General features: G+C 52.7%; 18 protein-coding genes. 4 read left to right on the top strand and 14 right to left on the bottom strand.

Annotation, left to right across the window (positions count from 1 at the left end; genetic code table 11):
- From IM313_RS08190 to IM313_RS08140, 11 genes are all read right to left on the bottom strand, one after another.
- Nucleotides 1–495: a spore coat protein U domain-containing protein gene (locus tag IM313_RS08190; RefSeq protein ID WP_028015413.1), complete on the bottom strand. Its 495-nt coding sequence runs from the start codon at nt 493–495 to the stop codon at nt 1–3.
- A 178-nt stretch (nt 496–673) separates the two neighbouring features.
- Nucleotides 674–1,312, bottom strand: coding sequence for an EAL domain-containing protein (locus IM313_RS08185; protein ID WP_048999315.1), 639 nt, complete (start codon nt 1,310–1,312; stop codon nt 674–676).
- 180 nt (nt 1,313–1,492) lie between these two features.
- On the bottom strand, nt 1,493–3,784 hold the full coding sequence (opgB, locus tag IM313_RS08180) for a phosphatidylglycerol--membrane-oligosaccharide glycerophosphotransferase (protein WP_192971577.1): 2,292 nt from the start codon (nt 3,782–3,784) through the stop codon (nt 1,493–1,495).
- Between the two features lie 268 nt (nt 3,785–4,052).
- Nucleotides 4,053–4,535 (bottom strand): DUF2501 domain-containing protein, encoded by a 483-nt coding sequence (locus IM313_RS08175; protein ID WP_028015416.1) that lies wholly within the window; start codon nt 4,533–4,535, stop codon nt 4,053–4,055.
- An 84-nt stretch (nt 4,536–4,619) separates the two neighbouring features.
- A complete protein-coding gene (gene dnaC, locus IM313_RS08170) occupies nt 4,620–5,357 on the bottom strand; it encodes a DNA replication protein DnaC (RefSeq protein ID WP_028015417.1) in 738 nt (245 codons plus the stop codon).
- The gene (gene dnaT, locus IM313_RS08165) at nt 5,354–5,899 is read right to left on the bottom strand and encodes a primosomal protein DnaT (protein WP_192971578.1); all 546 of its coding nucleotides are present in this window, start codon (nt 5,897–5,899) and stop codon (nt 5,354–5,356) included. The genes dnaC and dnaT overlap by 4 nt, the downstream gene beginning before the upstream one ends.
- A 147-nt stretch (nt 5,900–6,046) precedes the next feature.
- Nucleotides 6,047–6,475, bottom strand: a complete 429-nt coding sequence (locus tag IM313_RS08160; RefSeq protein ID WP_013095463.1) for an organic hydroperoxide resistance protein — start codon at nt 6,473–6,475, stop codon at nt 6,047–6,049.
- Between the two features lie 84 nt (nt 6,476–6,559).
- The gene (locus tag IM313_RS08155) at nt 6,560–7,012 is read right to left on the bottom strand and encodes a MarR family winged helix-turn-helix transcriptional regulator (protein ID WP_028015419.1); all 453 of its coding nucleotides are present in this window, start codon (nt 7,010–7,012) and stop codon (nt 6,560–6,562) included.
- A gap of 41 nt (nt 7,013–7,053) precedes the next feature.
- The gene (locus IM313_RS08150; RefSeq protein WP_048999317.1) at nt 7,054–7,695 is read right to left on the bottom strand and encodes a TetR family transcriptional regulator; all 642 of its coding nucleotides are present in this window, start codon (nt 7,693–7,695) and stop codon (nt 7,054–7,056) included.
- A 67-nt stretch (nt 7,696–7,762) separates the two neighbouring features.
- Nucleotides 7,763–8,236, bottom strand: a complete 474-nt coding sequence (locus IM313_RS08145; RefSeq protein WP_041911301.1) for a threonine/serine exporter — start codon at nt 8,234–8,236, stop codon at nt 7,763–7,765.
- Nucleotides 8,227–9,003 (bottom strand): threonine/serine exporter ThrE family protein, encoded by a 777-nt coding sequence (locus IM313_RS08140; protein WP_192971579.1) that lies wholly within the window; start codon nt 9,001–9,003, stop codon nt 8,227–8,229. The genes IM313_RS08145 and IM313_RS08140 overlap by 10 nt, the downstream gene beginning before the upstream one ends.
- Nucleotides 9,004–9,411: 408 nt before the next feature.
- Here IM313_RS08140 and IM313_RS08135 point away from each other — a divergent pair, with 408 nt between their 5' ends.
- Both IM313_RS08135 and bglJ read left to right on the top strand, forming a co-directional pair.
- Nucleotides 9,412–10,149, top strand: coding sequence for a LuxR C-terminal-related transcriptional regulator (locus IM313_RS08135; protein WP_041911300.1), 738 nt, complete (start codon nt 9,412–9,414; stop codon nt 10,147–10,149).
- Nucleotides 10,146–10,781, top strand: coding sequence for a DNA-binding transcriptional activator BglJ (bglJ, locus tag IM313_RS08130; RefSeq protein WP_136343988.1), 636 nt, complete (start codon nt 10,146–10,148; stop codon nt 10,779–10,781). The genes IM313_RS08135 and bglJ overlap by 4 nt, the downstream gene beginning before the upstream one ends.
- A gap of 40 nt (nt 10,782–10,821) precedes the next feature.
- On the opposite strand, the gene IM313_RS08125 is transcribed toward bglJ, so the two are convergent.
- The gene (locus IM313_RS08125) at nt 10,822–11,280 is read right to left on the bottom strand and encodes a YbaK/EbsC family protein (protein ID WP_023331967.1); all 459 of its coding nucleotides are present in this window, start codon (nt 11,278–11,280) and stop codon (nt 10,822–10,824) included.
- A gap of 328 nt (nt 11,281–11,608) precedes the next feature.
- Here IM313_RS08125 and IM313_RS08120 point away from each other — a divergent pair, with 328 nt between their 5' ends.
- Nucleotides 11,609–12,955: a PTS sugar transporter subunit IIC gene (locus IM313_RS08120; protein ID WP_028015425.1), complete on the top strand. Its 1,347-nt coding sequence runs from the start codon at nt 11,609–11,611 to the stop codon at nt 12,953–12,955.
- A 95-nt stretch (nt 12,956–13,050) separates the two neighbouring features.
- Here IM313_RS08120 and fhuF read toward each other — a convergent pair whose 3' ends face one another.
- Together fhuF and IM313_RS08110 are read right to left on the bottom strand one after the other, a co-directional pair.
- Nucleotides 13,051–13,839 carry a siderophore-iron reductase FhuF gene (gene fhuF / locus IM313_RS08115; RefSeq protein ID WP_192971580.1) on the bottom strand — a complete coding sequence of 263 codons (789 nt, stop codon included), beginning with the start codon at nt 13,837–13,839 and terminating at the stop codon, nt 13,051–13,053.
- Nucleotides 13,840–13,933: 94 nt separating this feature from the next.
- On the bottom strand, nt 13,934–14,998 hold the full coding sequence (locus IM313_RS08110; RefSeq protein WP_192971581.1) for a GGDEF domain-containing protein: 1,065 nt from the start codon (nt 14,996–14,998) through the stop codon (nt 13,934–13,936).
- A gap of 216 nt (nt 14,999–15,214) precedes the next feature.
- Between IM313_RS08110 and IM313_RS08105 the strand changes: the two genes are divergently transcribed.
- The gene (locus IM313_RS08105) at nt 15,215–15,484 is read left to right on the top strand and encodes a DUF1435 domain-containing protein (RefSeq protein ID WP_032644970.1); all 270 of its coding nucleotides are present in this window, start codon (nt 15,215–15,217) and stop codon (nt 15,482–15,484) included.
- Nucleotides 15,485–15,544 lie beyond the last annotated feature (60 nt).

Genomic DNA, 15,544 nt, shown 5'->3' with positions numbered 1-15,544 from the left:
TCAGTACTCCAGTTTTAACGTGATATCGTCGCTGTAGTTCCCTGCCTGGGCGGTTGTCAGCGCCCCGGCGTCAATGACGCCATACAGCGTTTCTTCCTGTTCCGCACCGTTGCCGGTATCGTCCAGACCAGTCGTCTCGTTGATTTGCTTCTGTTTGCCTTCGTCAGCAAAGAGTTTCCACGCAATCTTCTGCGCCCCGGTTTCGCCGTTTTCCGGCTTCAGCCAGAAGGTGCCGCTTTCGCCGTCGGGGCTGGTGGCGGTGAGGGTGAACGGCGTGCCGTTGGTACAGACGATATCGACCTGCGTTTTGGCCAGGATTTCGCTCGACTCATCGGAGCCGTGACGCGAGAAGTTGAGGTCGTTGGCTTTGAGGGTGCACGACTTCACGACCTCAAGTGATACATGCATCGTCGCGCTTGCGGTACTGTCTGCGGCGATCGCAGCAGCAGGAAGCAGGAGAGCGGAACAACATACAGCGGTGGGAATAATTTTCATGATCTTATTTCCTGACGTGAGTAACAGTGCAATTACAAAGCGAATGACTGAGCGTCCAGCAGGCAGCGTTTTTGATGGCATTCTGCCAGGGTATGGCAGCAAAAGGTGGGGCAAGGCCATAAGCAGGCGTTGCCGCGCAGAACGATGACCCGATCGCCAGCATTCAAAATGAAAGGGGTCATTTTCTCCCCCACAGATAGCCCTGGCCGTAATCGGCCGCGCTCGCGCAGGCCAGCGCGAAATCACCCGCGGTTTCGATGCCTTCGATCAGCACCTTGCTGGCGACGCGCTTGCACTCGCGGGTGAGATGCAGAAACTTCGCCTGCTCGGTCCGTCCGTTCCAGAAGGTATGTTTGTCAATTTTGATGCCGCAGAAGCGGATCTGGCTGGTCAGCAGGTCGGGAAGTAGGTCTTCGCAGACATCGTCTGCCCACACTTCTATCCCCCACTGATGGAGCGTCGCGATGCATTTCCTCAGCGCCTGGCTTTGCGTAACGTCGAGTTGGACCATCGTATGGAGATCGGTGATCTCGATAGCAAGTTTCTCCGGGCACGAGGTTTCTTCTTTTAGCCTGTCGAGGAAGTCCGTTTCCAGCAGTAAATCCGATGCTGCATTGAGGTAATACTTGTCGCCATCCTTGCAAAACATGGCGTGACGAAGCTGCGCAAAGAAGTGCGCTTTACGCTGCGCCGCCGACAGCGAGCCAAAGTAATCTTCAAGATTGACGTTGGGCTTTGCCGTGGACAATACCTCCCAGGCAATCACATTTTCAGTGCGCAGTGCCCGGATGGATTCGAACTTATAGCCGGTTAGCATGATAAACGTGCGTAACGCTCCGTGGTGATTTAAGGAGCTTGGAATTTTACGGATATGGATTTTGGCGGGATATTTATAGATTAAAATGGCTGATATAAAGTGTTTTAATCTAATTTATAAGAATATTATAGGATTATTTATTTTCATAAGCGCCCGGCAGAACGCCGGGCGCGACGCGTCTTAACCCGCTTTGCTGACGATTTTGATTTCGACCATGCCGATCCCGAGCTGGCGCGGTGAATGGCCGAGAATATTTCCTTCATTGGTGGACTGCGGGTCCGGCGGTACGATCACCAGGGTATTGCTGCGCGAAGGATTCTCAAAGTGCAGCGTGTGCGTGCTCACGTCGTTTCCAAGCGTTAACGTCTGCTCCCGATCTCCCACGCGAACGGGGACGGGCTTGTTGGCATTGGGTCCATAAGCCCTGGCCGTAATCACCAGATCAAATTGTTGCGGCAGCGGATGGGTGTACTCGATTTTCACCTCGTTGCCCAGCTGCGCGTTTGACCAGCGTCCCCACGACTCCGGACGGGAGATGCCGCTAAACTGCTTCACCTCTTCGGGCGCGCCGGCCACGTTAAAGATAAAGCTGTCCGCTTTATAGCGGATGTCGTTGTCGACGATTTTCAGCATGTCGATGTTTTGCTGATAGCGAGCCGTATCAATCACCGTATCTTTAAAGGCGGTTTTGCCTTTCCACTGGGCTTTGTCGACATGCTGCACGGTTTGCTCCCCGCCAAGCTGGCCCTGAGAGACGCACCAGTCCGTAGAGAGCGCCAGCGGCTGCGACCAGAGCTGACCCATTTTGTAACACCGGTCAATCCAGACGAAGTTATCGCGAGGGGCGAAATCGGCCAGCTGGAAGCGCAGCGGCGCGGAATACTCGCTTTCCGGCAGCGGTTCGACGCGACTATCCGACACGCGCACCAGCAGCGGCAGGCGGAAATTGCTGCCGGAGAAGGCAACGGTGTTTTTATCCCGATCGACGGTGAAGTCTTTCATCTCTTTCGGGAAATTCCACAGGCGGATGATGTCGGGCTTCCAGGCGAGAATTTTTTCCTTCATGTTGAGGAACACTTCCGACAGGGATTGCCCCGACAGCGTGCTGCGCCCGAGGCCAATAAAGTTGTCGCCCCCCAGAATGTCCAGCACGGTTGCGCCGTTATCCATGGAGTTGCGTTTGGTGGCGATTAACTCCTGCTGCGGCTGGTCGCCGCGCAGCACGAAGAACAGGTTGCTGCGATCCTGCTTGCTGAGCTGGTCCCACGCGCTGTTTTTCATTGCCAGATGGTCAGACGATACGACGATGACGGTGTTTTTAAACCACGGCGAGGCTTTGATTTTCTCGACCAGCGCGGCGATGTGCTCCTGGCTACAGGTCACGGCGCTGAAAGACTTGTTGTTTTTGCCGTCCACGTCATAGCTTTTTCGCTTACAGGTGCGCGAGACGAACCCGTCCGGATGGTGCGTATCTACCGTCAGCGCAAAGAGAGAAAAACGCTTCCCGGCGCGGGAAAGTTCCTCGAATTTCTTCCAGGTTTCGTCCAGCACCGTATCGTCATAGAAGCCCCAGTCGTTGCGGTAGGTGGGATCGGCAACCGTCGTTTTTAACTCTTCTGAGCCATACAGGTGGTCAAAACCGTGGGATTTCAGGAACACATCTTTTCCGGCAAAGCGCAGGTTTGCTCCCTGCATAAAGTAGTTTTCATAGCCGGAGTTTTTCAGGATATCGCCCAGGCAAATATTCTGCGGGAAGAACGTCGACATCGAGGCGGAGGCGTTGCCTTCAAAAGGTGCGAACAGCGGGATACCGCACTGGGAGGCCACCATCCCGGCGATAGTGTAATCCGTGCCGGGTAACTGCATGGTGTGGCTGAAATCGAGACCTTCGTTTTTCAGCGCGCCCAGTTCCGGCGTGAGGTTCGGAAACGCATCGTTATCAAAGTAGGTGCGCTCCAGGCTTTCACCGTAGATGTAGACCAGGTTGAGCTTCGGGTTGGCGATCGTTTTCGACGGCTCTTTATAGTAGGCCACGAAGTCCGGATCGCCGTCGCGCGACTGGGATTTTACAAGCTCGGTGATCTGATGAAACGCGGGGCTGGCGTCGACGGAGGCCAGCGCCAGGAAAAGCGCCAGCAGGCTGTAGCCATGATGGTGAGGAAGATGGCGACGGCGGCGCAGCACCCAGGCGAGCGCGCCGAAAATCGTCACCAGCGCCACGATCAGTCCCAGCCCCGGAAGGATGTATTTACCTACTCCCGCGCCCGTCAGGCTGTTCGTCAGGGTGTAGAGCACAGCATCGTTAATGCCGTCGCCGGTGAAGTAATCGCTGGCGTATAAGGTAATGTTTAAAACGATAAAAATGCCGAGCACCACCAGCGTGGCGATAAACCACCAGGTGTTACGGCCGGCTTTCCAGGCATAAACGCCGACGGAAGCCAGAAAAAGGATAAGAGAGATGAATTCTGACAACAGCATATCCTCATGACGCCAGGTGCTTCGCTGGCTAACTGTTTATTTTTGGTAAGACAATGTAATGGCGATGTCGTTTAGCTGCAATTTTAGTGTCACGAAAGTGTGCTGTTGTTAGGATTTGGTTTATAAAATCGTTTTTATGAGGATGGTCGCATCCTGACAAACGGACGCTGAGACGATGGCAGGTAGGAAAAACGCTCGTTTAACGCCGCGATGCAAGCCTATCGCATTAAACGCGGCGTGTTGTGGCAGAAAATGGGGCGGATCAGGAGATGAAATTAACGCCTTGTTTCAGCACCAGATCGCAGGCTTTGGTTTTCACCTGTTTTGCCAGGGCGGAGTTGCCAAGGGTGCTTAGGTTAAGCTGTTGGCCGTTTTGCGCGTTAAGCAGGCCCTGAATGCCGTCCATATAGCTGGTATCCGCTTTTTGCTCCTGCGTGTCGAGACCCAGTTTACCCAGCACCTGGTTTTTCACGTTTTGCGCGTCGGTCACCGAGGCCAGCTTTTGCTTAGCGCAATATTCCAGAATCCCCGCCGCGTTGTTCATCGTGCCCGCGCTCAGGCTCTGGGAACTGTTGCTCAGGAGGCTGGTGAGAGAAGAGGCCGAGAGCCCGCCCTGGGCGCTGCTGCTCTCTTTGGTCAGCTCATTCGCGGCGCTTGACAGGGACTCCTGCCACGAAGCCGCTTGTGCTGCGCCGGTAATCAGCAGCGCGCCTAAAAAGGTGCTGATAAGAATCTGTTTTTTCATAATGGCTTTCTCAAAAAGGTCCGTTTTGGGCCGGAAGGGGTTCCAGTATATACCTGCGCCCTGCTGGCGATTCCTGGAACTGTCTTAATACTCTTTGCCGGTGACGCGGCTGCGGTAACTGTCCCAGTCGAAAATGACATACAGACTATTACCCAGCTTCATGCGGTCCATGACGCGTTCGCCCAGTAAGCGGGTCATCTCGTCAATGTTGTGGTTCGTCAGCATCCCGGTGGGACGTTTGGACGAAGAGCGGCGATCGACTATCTGGTTAATGATGACCTTTTCATAACGGGATTCCGTCTGAACGCCAATCTCGTCGATGACCAGTAGATCGACATTGCTCAGATCGTTAAGAAGCTGCTCTTCGCTGGTTTCACGGTTACTGAAGGTGTCTTTCATGGCGGACATGATATCGGCCACGGTGATGATGAGGACCGATTTACCGCGCAGAAGCAGTTCGTTGCAGATGGCGGCCGCGAGGTGGTTTTTACCTGTGCCGGGCTTGCCGCTAAAAATGAAGCTGGCGATATTGCCGTCAAATTCATCCACGTACTGACGCGCGGCGGCAAGCGCGTTCATCTGCCCGCTGGTCTCAATTTTATAGTTATCAAACGAGCAGTTCTGATGCAGGGGACGAATACCGGAGCGGTTAAAGGTGCGCTGCATTTTCATCGCACGGTTTTCGCGGGCGAGCGCGGCGGCACGAATTTTACCTTGCTCCTTTTGCCACGCCAGCAGCTCTTCACCCGTGGTGAAGGCGGGCTTCACGTTGGCTGGCATCATCTTTTGCAGACGTTTCATCAGGTCGCCGACGTTCTTCATTTCGCACCTCGGAATCCACTCGGGATCTGTTTATCCGGTTCTGAAAACGTGTTGATATCGCGCTTAGGCTGGCCATTGTTACTGGCGCGGATAATTTGAAGATGACGCGCGAGCTTTTGCTGCCACTGAATGTGGGTGAACACTTTGCCTTCCGCCTGCCACCAGGCGATAAACGCGGCGAGCTCTTCCGCGGTGGCTGGCTGAGTTAACGCAATGCCCCACAATGCTGCCTGCCGCTGAAAATCTGCGTCAGGCTGCCAGCCCGCGTACAGGACAAATTTGCCCATCGGAACGGTTAGCGGGGTATTAACCGGTTCTTCAAAAAACTGGTTATCCAGCGTGACGTCGCTTGCCGGACGTGACATCTGCGCTTCGATCTCCAGAAGCTGCGCCAGACGTTCCGGCGTGATTGCGTAAAACGCCGGCGCGTTGTCGGCAAAAACCGCAACCGTGCCGCCTTCGGCGTGGATCAACACACCGCGTGGGTCGCGCATAAAGGCATCAATGCCAGCAATGCTGGTGGTCAGAATTCTGGAGGACATAACGCTTACTCAACTGATTACTACGGGCGTGATATGGGCTTATGGTAGCACAGAGAGGGGAGGGGATGGAGGGGATTTCCCCGGTGGCGCTGCGCTTACCGGGGCTACAGTCGTAGGCCTGAAAAGCGCAGCGCCATCAGGCAGTTATCACGCGATGATATTCAGGGTCACGTCGATGTTGCCGCGGGTCGCGTTAGAGTACGGGCAAACGATATGCGCCGCATCGACCAGCTTTTTGGCTTCCGCAGGATCCATCCCTTCAACGTGGATATTCAGTTTTGCTTCGATACCAAAACCGGTCGGCAGCGGGCCGATACCCACTTCGCCTTCAATAAACGCCTCTTTTGGCAGGGTAAATTTGTCGCGAGCCGCCACAAACTTCATCGCGCCCAGGAAGCAGGCAGAGTAACCCGCAGCAAACAGCTGCTCAGGGTTCGTGACTTCTCCACCCATACCGCCCATCTCTTTGGGCACGCCCAGTTTAACGTCCAGAACGCCATCGGAAGAGGTCGCGCGGCCGTCACGGCCCCCGGTTGCTTTTGCTTTGGCGGTATAAACAACTTTTTCTAAAGACATGGCAGGTTCCTCATTTTGCTTTAATGTGTGCTATTAAATAGCGTGCGATATATATGGTTAAATAATAACGCGTAAAGTATAGCCTTACGCGCGTTGAATCTGTTGTCGCAAAAGTTCCAGCTGCTGCTTGAGCGCCAGCATGGTGTCGGTATCACACTGTGCGGCGCACCCCACCGCGTGTGGGATACCCAGTGCCTGCTGCTGAAGTTCACGTCCGGCTTCAGTCAGCGTGACGGCGACCTGACGCTCATCTTTACGCGAGCGGTGGCGGTTGATTAGCCCTGCGCTTTCCAGACGCTTCAGAAGCGGCGTCAGCGTTGCGGAGTCAAGGAACAGCCGTTCACCGATGTCCGACACCGTCACGTCATCCTGCTCCCACAGCACGAGCATCACCAGATATTGCGGGTAAGTCAGGTTTAGCGGCGCCAGCAGTTGCCGATACAGCTTATTAAGCGCCAGATTTGCCGAATAGAGGGCAAAACAGAGCTGGTTATCCAGCAGGAGCGCAGCGGTCGTGTCGTTCGTTTTTGCGTTCATGAAATGAATATAGATTGTGCGCGATTTAATTGCAAGCAATTTTAGGGGCAAGTATAACGCAGCGCCACCTGAACGGCCATTTTACGGTAGTGCTGGCGCTGGGCCTGCTCGTCTGCACCTTCTTCAAACAGCAGGGTGAAGGTGTAGCTGTTGGCAACGTAGTGAAAGCTGAAGCTGCTGATCAGACGGTGAAGGTCGCGGGCATCAACCGTCTGGCTGAAAAGCTGTTTTTCTTTGCCCCGGCGCAGGATGCCTTCAAGCAGGTCGAGCGCGCTGCGGTTGACCTGACGCAGATAGTTTGACTGCTGCATAAAACGGCCGCGCTGCATGTTTTCCATGCAGATAATGCGGATGTAATCCGGGTGGTCGGCATGATAGTCAAAGGTGGCTTCAACCAGATGGACCAGCGCTTCGACGGGAGGCATATCCGCCAGGCTAAGCGCCTTTTCACTACCACGAATTTGGGTGTAAACGTACTCCAGGACGAGCAGGTAGAGATTTTCTTTGTTTTTAAAATGGTAAACGACCATGCGTTTGGTGGTACCTGCTTTCTCCGCGATCTGCTCCATGCGGGCGCCGTTCAGTCCAAATTCGGCAAACAGCGCGATAGCGCTCTGAAAAATTTTCTCTTTCAGGCTCGATTCTTCACTGTGATCGGGGTGTTCGCTGCCAGAGTTAGCCACATCCTTTCCTTATTTTTACCAAACGGACCAGAAAGATTATCTCCACGGCAGCGAAATAACACAAATATCAAACGCGCGGGCGTTTGCGGTAGAGCCATAGCCCGGGTATCGACAGCCCGATAGAGAGCGCACCGACGATGGAGGACGCCTTAAGAAAGTTGCTAAGGAGAAGGATCATCTGCGGCTCGGTGTAGCCAAAATGGCTGATTTTCACCGCGGAAATCATCGCCGTATAGGCAGATATGCCGGGGAACATCGGGATAACGGCGGCGACGGTGAACACTTTCGGGTGCGCCAGATACCAGCGCGACCACTGAATACCGATGCTGCCGACCAGCATAGAGGCGATAAACGTCGACCATTCGATGTTAAAGCCCGCCGTCATCATCACCATTCGCGAGCCGTGGCCAATTGCGCCCAGCAGCGCACACCACGGCAGAGCGCGTTGCGGAACGTTAAATACCATCGCAAAGCCGACGGCAGGAATGGCCGCCAGGGCCATGTCCTGTGCCAGCGCCAGCAGAAAATCTATCACGCCCATCCTCGTAACCCCCATAGCGTCATCGCCATCACCACGCCGATGCAGGTCGCCAGCGTCAGCAGGCTGGCGATAGCCCAGCGTGCCAGCCCGGTATTGATGTGCCCTTTAAACATGTCGGCAACGGCGTTAATCAGCGGGAAGCCCGGCACCAGCAGAAGCACGCTGGCGGCCATCGCAATCGTCGGGGTAGCGGCAAACTGCGGCAGGCGCAGCAGCAGGCCAGACACCGTAGTGGCAACAAACGCGGTAATGCAGAAGTTAATTTGCGGGTGCAGCTGCCGGTGCGTCAGCAGCTGGCGCACGTACATGGCGATGCTGCTGGCGAAAAAGGTGACGATCGCGCCGTCCCAGCCACCTTTATTGAGCTTACAAAAACAGGCGCATGACAGCCCCACCATGAGCACGACCAGCCAGCGTGGATAACGTAATGGCTTGATTTGGTTAAAACGTTTTTCAATCTCCTTGAGATCGAGAAGCTTATGCTCAGCCAGGATGACGATGTGCTGGACCTCGGTTACAACGTGCATATTAATGCCGCGGTCGTGGTTTTTACGGGTGGACGTAAGACACTGCCCGTCTTTAATGGTGGTCAGCACAATGGCGTTGGACGAGATAGCGCTCTCAACGCTGTCCATCCCCAGCGCCAGCCCCAGCCGGGTTGAAAGCTCCTCGACCAGCGCGCTTTCCGCGCCGTGCTGGAGCAGAAAAAGACCGCACTGAATACAGAGCCGCGTGATAGAACGCTGCGTTGACCGATCTGCCTGCATGTATTATCCCGAAGATAAGGTGAATAGTTGCCGGTTGGCCCGTAATGCCTACTTTTAGCACAAAGTGCAGTGGCTCTTGCTGTGGGTCAGATCAAGGTTTATGCAAACAGTTCCCCCCCTCGTCACGACGACTTACAGGATTAATTTATTAATACGCTGAATTATTAATTTGAAATAATAAAATATTTGTATTTAGAAATTCTAATTTTATTTTGTTGTTATTTTAATGTCTGCACAATTAAATTGATTTGCGCTTTGTGAGATATTAGCGCTGTTTTAGGCATTTCCTAAACTAAGAACATATCTCATCTTCTGCTTGTATTAATCTTTTTATACTCAGGGAAGAAAATATTTATACCTTGGTGCGTTTTACATGACGCACCGAAGGAAAATGGACACGGAGGGTCTATGTTGTCGTTGCCTGGTAAGCATGGCGTTGTCATTAGCCGGATACCCGTCATGCAGAATGGGTTAGGGGACGTGATGGCACGTCATTTCCCCGATTTTGAATTGACCTACTGCCGCTCACTGCAGGAGTTAACCCTGCTTCAGTTGCGCCGCGCAGATGTGATTATCGCCGACGTTTCAGGCGAATACAGGAACCCACGGGGTACGCTCGAAGAGTATTACCGCTTACTGAACCAGTACCGGGAAATCCACTGGATCTTTTTGGTCTCCCGGCCGTTTTACCCTATTGCCGTTGAGCTGCTTATGCGGCCGGAAAGCACGCTGCTTTCTGATATGGAACCTATCGAAGGTGTCGTTAACGCTATCCGGGCAGGGAGTGAACGCGCAGAACGGATAAGCCAGACGTTATTAACCCCAGAACCTGAGGAAAGTGAGGATGACGACGAACACTTTATTGCGCTCACGCACTCAGAACGTAAGGTGCTTCGCCTGTTAGGCAAAGGGTGGGGGATTAACCAAATCGCTACGTTGCTTAAAAAGAGCAATAAGACGATCAGTGCGCAGAAAAACAGTGCGATGCGAAGGCTCTCATTGCGGAGTAATGCCGATATGTACGCCTGGATCAACAGTACACAGGGAATGAGAGAGCTGAGTTTAATGTCAGCCTATGGAGAGTTCGAGGAATGGAAAAAACCGATTCAACAAGACATATCGCCATCATCGAAAATTGCTCGATGAGTGCGGTCGGGCTGCAGCATCTTTTTACGCAGCCTGAACTCAGCCAATATCAACTGCACCTGTTTAATGATTTTGATGGCTTTAAGAAAGCACTGCAACACGTGAATTTTTTCTCGCTGATCTATTCGCTTTCCGATGCGCGAGAAGAACGACGTAACTGCCTGGCGCATCTGCGGGATCTCGCGTTTACGCATAGCCTTATTCAGCGCATTATCCTGGTCTCGGATGAGATGGAGGCGAGGTTGATTAGCCATCTTTCGCCTTCACGTCTTCACGGTGTGGTCAGTAAATCGGTGACCCTTGAACACCTGCTGAAGGAGTTAGTGGTATTGTTGAGCGAAACGCTGCGCATTAATGACAATATGCTTAACCACTGGTACTGCAGTCAGAACCGGATGTTAAGCCCAACGGAAAGAGCAATTTTACGTTATATGTCATGCGGATATTCCATTCCCGAAATCGCGGCGCAGCTTGAACGCAATATCAAGACTATTCGCGCGCATAAGTTTAATGCGATGGTGAAGCTAGGGGTGAATTCTGACGTAGGATTGCTTGATGCAGCGGATATTCTTACCCATCTTCCGGTTAGAGAACCGAGAACTGTGGGGCTAAGCAAACCGACATTTTTGTAACCTGTACCTTTTGCGCGCCAGATATGCCCTGGCGCGTCATTCAGATGCACACATCAACCCACTTTGCTGAAGTCAGCTCTGCCATTCTGTCCGGAGAAATACGTACGGCACTATGGATAGCGCCAGCGGCGGGGAGCACTTCAGCGTATTGTTTTAAAGAGATATCGCAGTAAACCGCAAGTGGGTTTTCAAGCCCAAACGGGCAGACGCCACCAACGGGATGACCCGTCACGGTAACCACTTCATCACTGCTGAGCATGCGTGCTTTCGCGCCAAACGTGTCTTTCAGTTTTTTGTTATCCAGACGCGCATCACCCTTCGCCACCACCAGAATCACCTCATTTTTAACCTTCAACGATAGGGTTTTGGCGATTTGTCCCGGCTCTACACGGTGGGCGGCAGCAGCCAGCGCAACGGTAGCCGTACTCTGGCTAAGTTCTATTACCTCTATTTCCGGCGCGTTGTCGGCAAAAAACTGCTGTACGGACTGCAAACTCATTGTTTCCTCCTGACAAATATCCTGCGTAATCTGTCATAAGAATTTATGCTCTGTAAATATCTCTTAAGTAACAAATATCCAGGATGGCTGATTTCTGGATCCTCTTCACAATCACAGAAACCGGTTACAGTAACCGGTTGCAGAGCGTGATGCGTAGATTAATACTGAGTATGTAACGTCCCCTGTATCCAATAATAAGAGCCAATTATGAAACCATTTCGTCTGAGCAGTACCGCTGGTACGCAAGCCAGCAAGGTTGTGAAGCTGATTTATGGAACAACGTGCGGCGCGAGCGCGCCTGTAATAAACGTCTGACAGGAGATCAACCATGTCTGCCAACCATGCTGCGTTTAATCTGATATTCCGTTTCGTTGAAAATTACGTGAGCCCGATCGCCGGGCGGATCTCGTCCCAGCGTCATGTCATGGCTATTCGTGATGGGTTCATCTCCGCGATGCCGTTCATGATTGTGGGTTCATTTTTATTAGTGTTTGCTTACCCACCGTTTTCGCCTGATACCACCTGGGGTTTCGCGCGCGCCTGGCTGGATATGGCGAAGCAGTTTGAAGGCCAGATCCTGACGCCGTTTGATATGACGATGGGCATTATGTCCATTTATATCTGCGCGGCCATCGCCTATAACCTTGGCAAACATTATGTCAAAACGCACCAGCTGGATCCGTTCATGTGCGCCATGCTGTCGCTGATGGCTTTTCTGCTGGTTGCCGCCCCGAAAACCAAAGGCACGCTTCCCGTCGACAGCCTGGGTGGAACGGGTATTTTTACCGCCATCCTGGTGGCGATTTACTGCGTTGAAATGATGCGTTTCCTGAAGGCGCATAACATCGGTATTCGTCTGCCGGACCAGGTGCCGCCGATGATCAAAAACTCCTTTGATCTGCTGATCCCGGTGCTGGTGGTGGTGTTAACGCTTTATCCGCTGAGCCTGGTGATTCAGTCTCAGTTTGACATGCTGATCCCGCAGGCAATTATGTCCATCTTCAAACCTCTGGTTTCCGCGGCGGATTCACTGCCCGCGATCCTGCTGGCGGTGTTGATTGGCCACCTGCTGTGGTTCGCCGGGATCCACGGGGCGGCTATTGTTTCCGGGATGCTGCAGATGTTCTGGCTGACTAACCTCGGAGCGAACCAGACCGCGCTGGCTGCCGGCCATCCTCTGCCACATATTTTTATGGAAGCCTTCTGGACGTTCTTCATCGTGATTGGCGGGTCGGGTGCGACGATGGGTCTGGTGATTTGCTATCTGCGCAGCCGTTCAGCGCATTTACGCTCTATTGGCCGATTGAGCGTGGTGCCCAGCTTCTTCAACATCAACGAACCCGTTATCTTCGGTACGCCGATTGTAATGAACCCGGTGTTCTTTATTCCGTTCCTGCTAGCCCCGATGGTTAACGCCGTGCTGGCCTGGGCGGCGATGACGTTTGATCTGATTGGTCGTGTTATTTCAGTGGTTCCCTGGACGGCACCGGCACCGATAGGCGCAGCATGGGCCCTGGGCTGGGATTTCCGCGCGGCTATCCTGGTTGTGGTTCTGGCCTGCGTGTCGGCAATCATCTACTACCCGTTCTTCAAGGTGTACGAGAAGCAGCTGCTGGAGCAGGAAGCGGAAGAAGCACAGCGTAATGGGGAAGAGGACAATCAGCAGGTGGCTTAAAGACGTTGTGCAGGTGGTGGCTGCGCCTTACCCGGCCTACGAGTCGAGGTTTTTGTAGGCCCGGTAAGCGAAGCGTCACCGGGCAATTCACTGCACTACTTCAGCGTGCAATCCCCGCACTGCTTAACGTCCGGCAGGCGATAGCGCTGGCAGCAGGTACGGCGTACCAGAAGCCCGTCACGGAGCACAACGGTACGGAATAACGGATTATCGCGACCATCGGAAAGCTGTTTGGCAAAGAAGCAGGACTGGCGCAGGGCCTCCACTTTCTCATCGCCAAGCAGCGGCTTCATTTCTGTTAAATACCAGTGAATTAAATACCCGGTATTACTCCAGATAAGCTTCCCGTTGATCTCGCCCGTTGCTTCAAGTGCCTCTACCACTGGGATCAGGGCCTGGATGACAAGCTGTTCCAGACGTTCCTGAGCAGAGAACTGCTCTGCGCCGCGATCTTCGTGCAGATCAATCCAGAAGCAGGCTGCTCGGCCGGTTTCGTGGAACTCGACGTGAAAATGATCCGGGGAGAGCGCCAGCATGCTCTTTTGGGTTAATACCGCCAGCATGAGCGGGGGAACCATCAGCCCGATATACCACTGTGCCCACAGGGAAAGCAGAGGTTTATTTTCCCGCGTTAGGGTCGGCTGATTGCGAAAGATATGGTCGGAATAGGTTGCAAGCAGCGACTGCAGCGTAGAGGGCTGCTGCCACTCAGCGAGCGTCATGGCGTGATGCGGGGGCGCTTCATCAAGCCTGATAAAGTCCAGCAGGTGGGCGCGCGTCTTAGCAATCTTGTCCCGTATGGCATCCGCAAGCGACGCATTCCCGCTGGTGAGGGGCGCTCGCCAGAGGAGTGGTTCAACGATGTGTGCGGTATGCGTAGCCATAGTTGAGATAGAAATCTAAATGATAATGATTGCCAATCCTAACTATTGCTCATACCAATGGCAAGACTTTTGTCCTGATTAACCGAAGACGCGCTTAAGCGGTTTGTAGCTCTTCACTCAGCAGAATGTTATTGCGACCTAAATGCTTTGCTTCATAGAGGGCTCTGTCCGCTCTCTCCAGAGCGCTTTCCACGTCCTCGTTTTCGAAAATGGCAATACCGATGCTGATGGTGACATTGGTGGCGACGCTTTCGTTGAACAGATGGGGGATTTTCAAATCATAGACTTTCTGACGGATCCGCTCTGCCGTATGGCGGGCGTGTTCAAGTGAAATATTCGTCAGCAGCACCATGAACTCTTCCCCACCGAAACGCGCCACAATATCGCGCGATCGGACGGCATCACGAATTGCCGCAGAGACGCGCTTCAGCGCCTGGTCACCCATCATATGGCCATAATGGTCGTTATAGGCTTTGAAGTGGTCGATATCCATCAAAAGAACAAAATGTTCGCCGTTTTCTACCGCCGGCAGGTTCTCCAGACGGCTCTGCAGGCCGCGACGATTATAGAGCCCGGTTAGCGGGTCCATCATACTGAGATCGGTCAGAGTTTCCCGTTCTTCCAGCAGGCGAGAGAGCAGCTCCTGGGCGAAGCGATCGTTGCGCCGTTGCAAAATGTTATGAATAGCAATAGCCACCACAGGAAGAGCGAAAGAATAGGACATTCTTAGCCATATACCCTGGTCACTTAACCACAGGCAGACAATAAAGGCGGGGAGCGAGTGCAGCGTAAATGCTTTGATATTACTGGCGAAGGCCAGCGTTCCGATAAAAAGCACCGTGAGTAAAGCTATTATCAAATACATCGCCTGGTCATGGGTAATTAGCGAAAATTTCGAATCTATTTGCCAGGCCCACAAAATACCAAAGATTGCTGAAACGGCAGGAATATTTATCTTCCGCGCGCGCTTTTTCCAGTGCCAGACGAACAGGCCAGTACTGATCGCGAAAATAGCAATCAGAGGGGCAGAAAACACGCGTACAGAATAGAGCGGGTTTGTTACCGAGAACACGGCTGACGTTGCGTTCAGAAATAAAAATAAACGTAACGATAATTGATATTTTCTTTGAACCAAAGACCGCCAGGATTGTGATGTCATAGTCGTGCGTTTTTATTAAAACTTAATTAAAACAGATGAATAGGTGTGGTTTCGCACTTAATTATGCAAAAAACTCAAAGCGTAATTATAAGAAAAAGTTTATGTGTAGTTAACAGGTGAGCAATTTATCACCTTAGGAAATTTCTGTCATTCTACATAAGGAGAAAGGGCGATTTTTTTTGCTTCACCGCGCTGACAAATGATAATTTTTATCATATGATATTGTTTATCATTATCGTTATGAAAGGGCGATGTATGTTGAACAGGGCGCTGGGAAGTGCATGGGGAGTATTGCTGCCGGGCGTAATCCTTGGCGGTTTGATGTTTGCCGATCTCTCCATCGAAAGCTGGAAGGCCATCATTGTGTCAGGGCTGCTTATGACGTCAGGCATGATCTGGCATAAGCACCTACGCCATTATGTGTTACTGCCATCATGCGTCGCATTAGTCAGCGCAATTCTGGTGATAATGATGAGCTTGAAATAACAGGGAAAATAAGAGGTATTACAGAAGGGAGATAAGATAATTGGTGCGAGGGGGGGGACT

Source organism: Enterobacter cloacae complex sp. P2B (assembly GCF_014895985.1).
GTDB classification, from domain to species: Bacteria; Pseudomonadota; Gammaproteobacteria; order Enterobacterales; family Enterobacteriaceae; genus Enterobacter; species Enterobacter bugandensis.
Note: the sequence above shows the minus strand (reverse complement) of the source record. Positions and strands in the feature narration are given on the sequence as shown.

Bases quoted from the DNA above. Each gene is read 5' to 3' on its own strand.
- dnaT (WP_192971578.1), bottom strand. From the start codon at position 5,899: ATGTCCTCCAGAATTCTGACCACCAGCATTGCTGGCATTGATGCCTTT.
- bglJ (WP_136343988.1), top strand. From the start codon at position 10,146: ATGAGTGCGGTCGGGCTGCAGCATCTTTTTACGCAGCCTGAACTCAGC.
- IM313_RS08110 (WP_192971581.1), bottom strand. From the start codon at position 14,998: ATGACATCACAATCCTGGCGGTCTTTGGTTCAAAGAAAATATCAATTA.
- IM313_RS08120 (WP_028015425.1), top strand. From the start codon at position 11,609: ATGTCTGCCAACCATGCTGCGTTTAATCTGATATTCCGTTTCGTTGAA.
- IM313_RS08140 (WP_192971579.1), bottom strand. From the start codon at position 9,003: ATGCAGGCAGATCGGTCAACGCAGCGTTCTATCACGCGGCTCTGTATT.
- IM313_RS08135 (WP_041911300.1), top strand. From the start codon at position 9,412: ATGTTGTCGTTGCCTGGTAAGCATGGCGTTGTCATTAGCCGGATACCC.
- IM313_RS08125 (WP_023331967.1), bottom strand. From the start codon at position 11,280: ATGAGTTTGCAGTCCGTACAGCAGTTTTTTGCCGACAACGCGCCGGAA.
- IM313_RS08185 (WP_048999315.1), bottom strand. From the start codon at position 1,312: ATGCTAACCGGCTATAAGTTCGAATCCATCCGGGCACTGCGCACTGAA.
- dnaC (WP_028015417.1), bottom strand. From the start codon at position 5,357: ATGAAGAACGTCGGCGACCTGATGAAACGTCTGCAAAAGATGATGCCA.
- IM313_RS08190 (WP_028015413.1), bottom strand. From the start codon at position 495: ATGAAAATTATTCCCACCGCTGTATGTTGTTCCGCTCTCCTGCTTCCT.
- fhuF (WP_192971580.1), bottom strand. From the start codon at position 13,839: ATGGCTACGCATACCGCACACATCGTTGAACCACTCCTCTGGCGAGCG.
- IM313_RS08105 (WP_032644970.1), top strand. From the start codon at position 15,215: ATGATATTGTTTATCATTATCGTTATGAAAGGGCGATGTATGTTGAAC.
- IM313_RS08155 (WP_028015419.1), bottom strand. From the start codon at position 7,012: ATGAACGCAAAAACGAACGACACGACCGCTGCGCTCCTGCTGGATAAC.
- IM313_RS08175 (WP_028015416.1), bottom strand. From the start codon at position 4,535: ATGAAAAAACAGATTCTTATCAGCACCTTTTTAGGCGCGCTGCTGATT.
- IM313_RS08145 (WP_041911301.1), bottom strand. From the start codon at position 8,236: ATGGGCGTGATAGATTTTCTGCTGGCGCTGGCACAGGACATGGCCCTG.
- IM313_RS08160 (WP_013095463.1), bottom strand. From the start codon at position 6,475: ATGTCTTTAGAAAAAGTTGTTTATACCGCCAAAGCAAAAGCAACCGGG.